The 4,899-nt window shown below is 37.1% G+C and carries 5 protein-coding genes and 1 pseudogene; 3 read left to right on the top strand and 3 right to left on the bottom strand.

The window, feature by feature from the left end:
• Positions 1–283 precede the first annotated feature (283 nt).
• From VSQ61_RS22435 to VSQ61_RS22445, 3 genes are all read left to right on the top strand, one after another.
• Positions 284–1,501 (top strand): metallophosphoesterase family protein, encoded by a 1,218-nt coding sequence (locus tag VSQ61_RS22435; RefSeq protein ID WP_334346543.1) that lies wholly within the window; start codon positions 284–286, stop codon positions 1,499–1,501.
• 179 nt (positions 1,502–1,680) lie between these two features.
• The gene (locus VSQ61_RS22440) at positions 1,681–2,292 is read left to right on the top strand and encodes a hypothetical protein (RefSeq protein WP_334346544.1); all 612 of its coding nucleotides are present in this window, start codon (positions 1,681–1,683) and stop codon (positions 2,290–2,292) included.
• Entirely contained in the window at positions 2,285–3,103 is an 819-nt protein-coding gene (locus tag VSQ61_RS22445) for a macro domain-containing protein (RefSeq protein WP_120409881.1), read from the top strand. The genes VSQ61_RS22440 and VSQ61_RS22445 overlap by 8 nt, the downstream gene beginning before the upstream one ends.
• An 84-nt stretch (positions 3,104–3,187) precedes the next feature.
• Here VSQ61_RS22445 and VSQ61_RS22450 read toward each other — a convergent pair whose 3' ends face one another.
• From VSQ61_RS22450 to VSQ61_RS22460, 3 genes and pseudogenes are all read right to left on the bottom strand, one after another.
• Entirely contained in the window at positions 3,188–4,012 is an 825-nt protein-coding gene (locus VSQ61_RS22450; protein WP_334346545.1) for a PD-(D/E)XK nuclease family transposase, read from the bottom strand.
• Between the two features lie 78 nt (positions 4,013–4,090).
• On the bottom strand, positions 4,091–4,273 hold the full coding sequence (locus VSQ61_RS22455; RefSeq protein ID WP_334346546.1) for a transposon-encoded TnpW family protein: 183 nt from the start codon (positions 4,271–4,273) through the stop codon (positions 4,091–4,093).
• 20 nt (positions 4,274–4,293) lie between these two features.
• A pseudogene (locus VSQ61_RS22460) lies at positions 4,294–4,899 on the bottom strand (ATP-binding protein); the annotation flags it as partial.

The following is a 4,899-nucleotide window of genomic DNA, read 5'->3' on the forward strand; positions in this document are numbered from 1 at the left end:
TAAAAAATATATTTAAGTGGCTTCGCCGCAAACTTTTTACGTTTTGTCAAGAGTTATTTTGATTTTATTACAAAAAAAGAGTGAGCACATGGCTTTATTGTACTCACTCCTTGGAGCTATCTTAACTTATTGACATTGATTTTGCGACACTTCCTTATTTTATCCATTGACTAAATATGGAAAAAAGTATATGCTGTTATTAGCCAAAGAATGGAGAGAGTGCTAAAACAAAAAGTAAAATAGTTTATTATAGAGAACGAAAGAAGAAAGGAAGAGACAAGTAATGGGAATTAGAATATTACATTTATCTGACTTGCATATATCTTCGAGAGAAGATAATAGTTTTACAATACTGAGAAATAGTATTTTAAAATATATTCAAGAAAAGAATGTAGAGGCTGATATTATTGCTTTTACAGGAGATATTATAGATCGAAATGATCAGACGGCATTTCCAATAGCAATCGAGTTTTTTAAATCATTGCTTGAAATTTGTAATTTAGAAAGTAATAGACTCATGATTGTTCCGGGAAACCACGATATGAAAAGGGATGATACACTTAGAAATATACTAGATCCTGAAAAAATTAAGTTTGATGAATATGTAAAAGAAAATTGGGCATATCTTAAGGTAAGAATGCAGGGATACTCAGATTTTGTTAAGGAATTAGGAATTGCTGATAAGAAAGAGTTTGAGGATGGTTATGGTGTAAAGATTGTACAAATAGGAGGTAAGACTATTTGTTTTAATTTGTTGAATTCTGCTTGGTCAAGCAGGGGAAATGATGACTACCGAAGTTTAGCGGTAGGTAGATGGCAATTAGAAAAAAATAGAGCTGAACTCGAAAAAATCACAAATAAAGATATAGTTATTACAATGCTACATCACCCATTGGCATGGCTCACCGATGTGGAAAACAATATGATGAGGGATTATTTGTGTCATCATGGGAAATTAGGATCATATTTATTATTACATGGTCATATTCATGATTCAAAAACACAAAGAGAAATGACACCTGCTGGCGGTTTCACCACTTTAATTACTGGTATAGGCTATCCTAAGGCAGAGGAACGAGAAGCTAATCAACCTAAAATCTGTGAGTGTAAATTTTCAATTTATGATATAGACATTGAAAATAATATGGTAGATAATTTTTGTTTAACATCTACAACGCAAGGTGACTTTGTCCCAGATACAAGGTTGTATAATGGTTCAGAGGATGGACATTACAAATTTCCTTTGGGAAGTATGCAAGAAATAACAATGAAAGGACAGGAAAATGAGTGTATGGAATTAGATCCGGTTCCTGTAATTAATTGCTGGAGTGGTAGAACAGAAGAATTTGATTTACTTTCTAAAGAAAACACAAATGTAATTGCTATTTCTGGAGTTGGAGGTCAAGGGAAAACAGCCTTGGCTGCTAAATTCATGAGAGAAACACCAGTGACGTTTTGTAAAGGACTTTTTGAATCAAATTCACAGAAAATTTACATTTGAATGGCTAAGAAACAAACTGCTCAATAGTCTAACCGAAAAATCGCACGAATTTTGTAGAAATGTGGGCATACTTGTGATAAAATAATTTTGTCATATAGTCCAACAAATGGAAATAGGTGCTAGGTTGCAGCTACAATGCATTACTTTTATGAATCACAAAATATGAAGGAGATGAAATTATGGCTAAACGAGTTTATATTAGTGCTGATTATTCGTTTGATAGTGGTGATAGAAATGTCGTTGCTGTTCTTAATCAATGGGGTACTGATAATTTGCATAAAGTAGATTTTATAGATATGGCTAAAGTGGTTTCTGGTAGTATTTCAAACGATCCTGATTGTCGTCCTTGTGACTTAAAACAGGAGTTTAATCAACAGATAAATGCGTCTTCTGCTGTTATTTTTGTGGTGGGTGATATGACCGCCTATCATAAAGCAGGCAGTAGCTGTTCACGGGCAACGGAAGAAAGGTTAAACTGTAGTTGTACTCCATATAAGCATAATGCCAATGGTTCCAAAATGTGCAAAGTATTTCAAACCTTTTCACGAGAAGAAGATAGTGACGTTGGCAACATAAATTCATTTTCATATCTTCGCCATGAATTTGAGCAAGCCAAAAAACGTAAAAAACCAATTATTGTGGTTTATAATTCGTTACGTAAAGAAACAAGTTGGCTCCCTTCATACATGAAAGATTATGAATCAGATGCACAGCCTTTTTGGATAAAGAATTACCTTGGTGAAAAAGTTGGTAACTACACCTACATAAAAAGGGTTCTTGGATATGCTTAAATTTTTAAGAAAAAGTGGTACATGGGCACTGAGCATAATTACAGTGATTTTTACGTTTGTTCCTGAAGCAATTTTTGAGAAATGTAAACTACTTCCATTTTTCTCTAATGATATGAATATTGTATTAACTCGTGTTTTGTCTTTTCTTATCGTGCTTTTATTGACGATAGGGATAAGTGCTCTATATTTATATCGTCGAAAAAAGATTTGCATAAAAGGAAACAATTATAGTATTCAAATTGAATATGGCGATTTGCTTGAAATGAGGAATTGCAAAAAAGTAATTACCTTTGATGAATGTTTTACGACAAAGGTAGGTGATTCTCCTTCAGATGTAAAACCAACTTCTATATGTGGACAGTACCTTGAAGAAAATCCTATACAAGATATGCAAAATTTAATTGATAACGCACAGCTAAAACCCATGAAAAGCAAATCAAAATATCGCAACAAAGTTAGATATGAATCTGGTATAATACTACCAAATGGCGAGTATTTATTGATGGCATTTGCAAAATTAGATAAAGACGGACTGGGAAGATTTTTTTCTTATGATGAATTTCTCGAATGTTTATCGTTGTTCTGGAAAGAGATTGATAAATATTATGGGCAGAATGATGTATGTATATCTATATTAGGCTCAGGACTTACTCGTATAGGTGACACATCTTTTACTAAACAAGAATTGCTTGATATAATAATTGGGTCGTATAAATTAAGTCGTCATAAAATAAAATTTCCCAATAAGTTGCGTATTGTATGCAAAAAGAGCGAAGATTTTTCCTTAAATAAAATTGGCGAAAACGTATAATAAAATGCAAGACTATAACAAGTAAATATGTTTTTGTTAAACAAAAAACCGGGAACCTGTTTTTAGATTCCCGGTCAGTACCATTTATGCTGTCTGTTCCGCTTTCAGTTTTTTTACTTCATCAAGAGAAAGTCCAGAAATATTCGCAATTTCTTCCAGAGCATATTTTTCAGCTGACAGCATACGAAGAGCGACCTCTTTTAAAGATTCACTTCTCATATCTTCCATAATTTTACACATCTCGCTCACTCCTTTCGGATTCTCTTTTAGATATCGTGTTCGGTTTGCCATCAATTCAAAATTCATATCATCTGCTTTGGTACAATTAAAATCGTGCATGAGTTTTCCTATATCGGATTCTCCACGATATTCACCATTCACATAAAGGATATGCTCCCCATCTTCAAAAGATTTACCCGTTGCAAGATTGATTCTCTCAATCGGGTAAACAGCTTCGCCCTGACCATAAAAATCTTTTTCAATAATAAAAATTGTATATGTGTCCGGTAACTCTTTAAATTCCTGACCTGAATGGAGATTTTCTATATCCATTACGCTTGAATGATATCTTGCCCTGTGTGGGTCTGCTCCCTTGTCCTGCCTCTGGACTTCTAAATCATATTTTTTCCCATCTGAATCCGTTCCATATGCGTCCAAGCAGGTAGAACGTGCCCCAGCCAGCCTTTTCATATCCTTCTGTGTTTCACAATCAGTAATAATTAAATCCGGTTTATCAGTGATAATGCGTAACACAAATTCAGCCAATGGAATGTTATCCTTGAAAAGACAACGCATAAAGTCATCATCGATTGGCCTTAACAAACGCAAACGTTGCAAATCTTCCTGATGTTGCTTATCCGTTACTGTCAATCTTCCCACCTGCTTTCCCTTCTGTTTTCGTATCTCCATACTACCATAAACCTCCTGATTTTACAAGCCGGGAACCAACGCATTTCTGATTCCCGGCCTGTTTCCGTTATCGCTTTTTCACATCTGCTGTATCTCATTTTTCAGCATACGCTTGATTTTGTCGCTCATGGTTTCCTTGCTCGTCTTGTTGAAATGAACCCGCACAATGTAGGTCGTCCGGCCAATCTTCTTCACCAGTGCGGGAGCGTCCTTAGCCGGTGCTGTGGTGGTCGTGTCCTCTGTGATTTTCTCGCTGCTCATAAATTCTCCTTTTCATGCAATCAAACTTTGTTATCCTTCCTCACAATCTCCTTCGCCGCCGCCTTGGTCGCCCTGGCTCCTTCCTCCCGGAAGTTCTTACCGGAAAAGAGAACCGGCGCGCACCGTTCCAGTATGCGGTCATAAATCCTTGCGTGGGCAAGGTCTGGCGGGTTCTTGATTTCTTCCAGTTTCAGGTTTGTCGTGACAATCAGCGGCTTCTTGCTCCGATACCGGCTGTCAATGACGGTAAACATCTACTCCATGGCATACTCGGTACTGCGCTCCACTCTCCTAAATCGTTAATGACAAGCAGGCTGTAATCGTCCAGGCTGGCGATAAAGGCCGCCCTTTCCTCGGCAAACACGCCGGTCAGCCGGTTCAGGATAGACGGGAAATTTGTCATCAGAACCGGCACGTCACGGTCAAGCAGGGCATTGGCAATACAGCCAGCAAAAAAGGATTTCCCGGTTCCCACGTCACCAAAAAGCAGAAGGCCGGCATTGTCCCGGTATGCCTTCTTCCAATGCTCCACATAGGCATGGGCTTTCTCCATGACGGGATTCTGGCCGTTATCATTGGCAAAAGTGTAATCATAAAGGTATCTGTCCTGAAGCCCCTGCGCCTTC

Source organism: Candidatus Merdisoma sp. JLR.KK006, assembly GCF_036941035.1.
Classification (GTDB): domain Bacteria; phylum Bacillota; class Clostridia; order Lachnospirales; family Lachnospiraceae; genus Laedolimicola.

Excerpts from the sequence above, each read along its gene's own strand:
- VSQ61_RS22435 (WP_334346543.1), top strand. The coding sequence starts at position 284 with ATGGGAATTAGAATATTACATTTATCTGACTTGCATATATCTTCGAGA.
- VSQ61_RS22440 (WP_334346544.1), top strand. The coding sequence starts at position 1,681 with ATGGCTAAACGAGTTTATATTAGTGCTGATTATTCGTTTGATAGTGGT.
- VSQ61_RS22445 (WP_120409881.1), top strand. The coding sequence starts at position 2,285 with ATGCTTAAATTTTTAAGAAAAAGTGGTACATGGGCACTGAGCATAATT.
- VSQ61_RS22450 (WP_334346545.1), bottom strand. The coding sequence starts at position 4,012 with ATGGAGATACGAAAACAGAAGGGAAAGCAGGTGGGAAGATTGACAGTA.
- VSQ61_RS22455 (WP_334346546.1), bottom strand. The coding sequence starts at position 4,273 with ATGAGCAGCGAGAAAATCACAGAGGACACGACCACCACAGCACCGGCT.